The organism is Ruminobacter sp. RM87 (genome assembly GCF_000701925.1).
Lineage (GTDB): Bacteria > Pseudomonadota > Gammaproteobacteria > Enterobacterales > Succinivibrionaceae > Ruminobacter > Ruminobacter amylophilus.
The window spans coordinates 1-3,120 of the sequence record NZ_JNKD01000100.1 but is presented as its reverse complement, the minus strand read 5'-3'; the positions used below and the strand labels follow the sequence as shown (position 1 = coordinate 3,120).

At 34.8% G+C, this 3,120-nt stretch carries 5 protein-coding genes and 1 pseudogene; 4 read left to right on the top strand and 2 right to left on the bottom strand.

Annotated elements, in window-relative coordinates; translation table 11 throughout:
• Nucleotides 1-368: 368 nt before the first annotated feature.
• Nucleotides 369-581 carry an SHOCT domain-containing protein gene (locus T489_RS0112095; protein WP_031580268.1) on the bottom strand — a complete coding sequence of 71 codons (213 nt, stop codon included), beginning with the start codon at nt 579-581 and terminating at the stop codon, nt 369-371.
• 603 nt (nt 582-1,184) lie between these two features.
• Here T489_RS0112095 and T489_RS0112085 point away from each other — a divergent pair.
• The 4 genes and pseudogenes from T489_RS0112085 (at nt 1,185) to T489_RS0112075 (ending at nt 2,875) form a co-directional block, all read left to right on the top strand.
• Entirely contained in the window at nt 1,185-1,616 is a 432-nt protein-coding gene (locus T489_RS0112085; protein ID WP_031580266.1) for a hypothetical protein, read from the top strand.
• Between the two features lie 111 nt (nt 1,617-1,727).
• Nucleotides 1,728-2,330, top strand: a complete 603-nt coding sequence (locus T489_RS0112080; RefSeq protein ID WP_031580265.1) for a hypothetical protein — start codon at nt 1,728-1,730, stop codon at nt 2,328-2,330.
• A gap of 155 nt (nt 2,331-2,485) precedes the next feature.
• Nucleotides 2,486-2,548: pseudogene (locus T489_RS15805) on the top strand (zinc-ribbon domain-containing protein); the annotation flags it as partial.
• A gap of 39 nt (nt 2,549-2,587) precedes the next feature.
• A complete protein-coding gene (locus T489_RS0112075; protein ID WP_031580264.1) occupies nt 2,588-2,875 on the top strand; it encodes a hypothetical protein in 288 nt (95 codons plus the stop codon).
• Here the strand turns inward: T489_RS0112075 and T489_RS15525 are convergent.
• On the bottom strand, nt 2,850-3,120 hold a 271-nt coding region (locus tag T489_RS15525; protein ID WP_037320029.1), incomplete at its 5' end, for a hypothetical protein. The genes T489_RS0112075 and T489_RS15525 overlap by 26 nt on opposite strands.

Sequence of the window (3,120 nt, the reverse complement as noted above, 5' to 3'; positions counted from 1 at the left end):
CTAAAGCAACAAATGAATTGCCATCAACAGGATTCAGAATACTACCCATGACTTTAACCTCCCCGAACTCAACATCATCGGCTGTCATTTTATCATAGCACCGAATTTTTATCCGTGATACAGGACGGAACTTCCTGTTAACAATTATACGAACTGTTCATATATCAGTAATTTAACTAGTATCAGCAAATAATTCAACTGTTATCTTAAGCTCAATCTGTGAACAAGTCGTTCATCAAAATGCTACCGTTTACTCATTATTTGTTTTATGTGCATAATTGCTCCTTAAAGTGATCAGTGTTTGCGTCTCGCAATCCGTTTTGTCGGTAACATATTTGCTATGTGTTGGAACACTAGCAACTCAATAATCAAAGGATTTGCGAGATAAATGTCGGGAAAGTGACCATGTTCTCTATCATGATCAGACGGTACTCACCAGGCGTTATAAGACCTTGGTTGAGCATGGTTTTCGTGAAGTGTTCAGCCCGCAGAAAATTGAATTCATGCTGCAGCTGCTCATGTGTGATCTGGCTGAGTGCGGTTGATGGCGTAGAGGCGGATGTAACTTCGGTAACTTGCATAGCGGATTCTCCTGTAAAACTATTGCTCCTACCTACTAATGCCCAGAAGTAGGTGCTTTTTACAAAAAAATTTTGTTCAACTTTTCTGTGAATAGAAACAGAAGTCTGAGGTCAGTTCGGTTACCTGCACTTCATATCTCCTTGGTGCAAAACATCTGTTCCTACTCTCTATGTTCAGCAGGAGCCTTTTCTGACAAAAATAATTTCAGAAACTTCTTTTCGCTTTTCTGCTCCCAGAAAATGCTCGGTTTTACATAAGGATTTATTTCTAAGGGGGTAGAATTCCCAAAGCAGGCTATTCTGGTCGCCAAACTTCCCGAATAAAAACATTTGCTCTGACCAACGAATGCCCAAAAGCATATGTTTTTACAAAAAAATTTATTCTTCCTTCTGTGCCGAGAACCAGAGGAGTTTTACAGAGAAATTGAAAGGTTGAGATGACTGGAAGATCTATGATGACAGAAAGGAATTTAGAGAATTTTTCTAAGTGCTTGATTGATTTACGATCAAAAAGGCTTTTTTTAACTGTCGATTGCTGATTTCCTGTACTATTTCAGCAGGTATGGATATCATTGCTTTAATGGATACAACACGGAATTTAAAATGGGATTAGTTGTACTAATTATTGAATTAATTGCTTCCCTAGTTTTTTTTATATTGCTGTCAGTCTTTGTCGGACCTCAGGCTATTTATTTTTCTTCCATGGGATCTAGAAACGGATCTGAAAGGAAACCTTTTTTTAACTGTCGATTGCTGATTTCCTGTATTATTTCAGCAGGTGTGGATTTCATTGCTTTACTGTTATCTGACTTTATTTCCTATAAGTATATACCGCTGAAACTTTTAGCCGAAAACAAAATCAAAGGATTACTCAGTCTAGATATGCTGTTTTTTGAGATTGTTTCTGTAATGGTGGCAATCAGCCTGTTTTTTTATGCAGTATCGTACCTGATAAGCTATATTTCTGAGAAAAGTGAAGGAAACAACGAAATAGACAGAATTGAGCATGAACAGCATCGGCCTGAAGGAAAATGAAAAACGACTGAGTAAACTGATCCCGTTTTTTGGGTAGTTCACACGCTATATTTACTGCTAAAATTTTAATAATTAAATTAAATTCAATAATTTTTTTTGAAGAGAATTCATATGATGTCGCATAGTTTTCAAAAGGAATCAGATGAATTATCTGTTTCTTGTGACAAATTATATTCAAAACTTACATTAATGGCATTTTTTCAATCCGTAACGTTAATAATTCTGACTGTTGGGTTGACAGGCATGTATGTAAAATTCAGTCATTCGAATTATTTTATGGCTGCTTTTTTTATTATGTTGTTTATTATCCAATGTATTTCAGACCCATTGACAAAATCTGCTACAGATGTTTTTTCAGCTCTGGGAACGACATACCATAACCTTACATCAAAAGCAGAATACTGTAATAAATTGGTAAGCAGAGTACGCTCTTTCATTTTTTTATTTGTATCTGCTGAGGTGTTTGTTTTTGTGCTGTTTCTGCTATTTTCGCACTTCAAGATTGCACTTATATGCTTATTAATTTTATCTGCTTTTGCGGTGGACGGTAAAACTGGTGAGATGTTGATTGAATCAGGCTCAGTTGACTTCTTATCAATATTGTTAATTCTTTTTCTGACCGTGATTGTAGTTTTTCATTTCATGTGTTTTGCTTATCTTTTTATTGTCAGAGCAAAACTTAATGAATTTAGAAAACTGTTCGCCGGTATATAAAAATGAGGCTGATAGTTGGAAAAAATCCATACGCTGGATCATATACCTCTGGTTTCATGGAGAAGAATAAGCCCAAATTGTCAAAAGGTAATGCAAATTGCAAATATAATTAATGATATAATGACATTTAAATTCATACTAACTATGATTACTAAATGTATTGTCATAAATGCAGGAAAGAAATACCTGATAATTCTGTTTTTTGTCAGCACTGTGGGACGACCATAAAATCACCAACCAAAGGAAAATCAAACAGTTTGAAAGTTGGGATTATTGCAGGACTTGTTATTTTTGCCGGAACTGGAGTTTTCGAAGGTTTTAAATACTGGAAGGAGCAAAATCCGGTAATTAATTACCCGCATGATATTACAGATGATTTAATTCAAAAGATTGCATATAACCAAATTGATTCATTAACGATAAATTATGAATTTACACGATGTGAAAATGAAAACGAAGATTATGACAAATGGGAAAATGAACAAAATCGAAATAATCCTTTTTGGAGAGCCAATAGCATCACCTCAAAAGTGCAAAAAACCTAATAAAAACAACCAAAGGAAGTATCAGTATTCCCATAAACAAAGCTATAAAAAAAAGTTTTTTTGAACCTGTAAAACACCATAAAAAGATAGAAATTAAAACGGCTTCTGTTACCGACGCTGCTAGTCTAAGGCTCAAATAACATATTTCTGCCAAAAAGCAAAAGAACCCACAGAAATCACCCGGTTTGAAACTTACACCAGACGAAATATACATATATGGAAAAATAAACCAAATAAGCCCACCT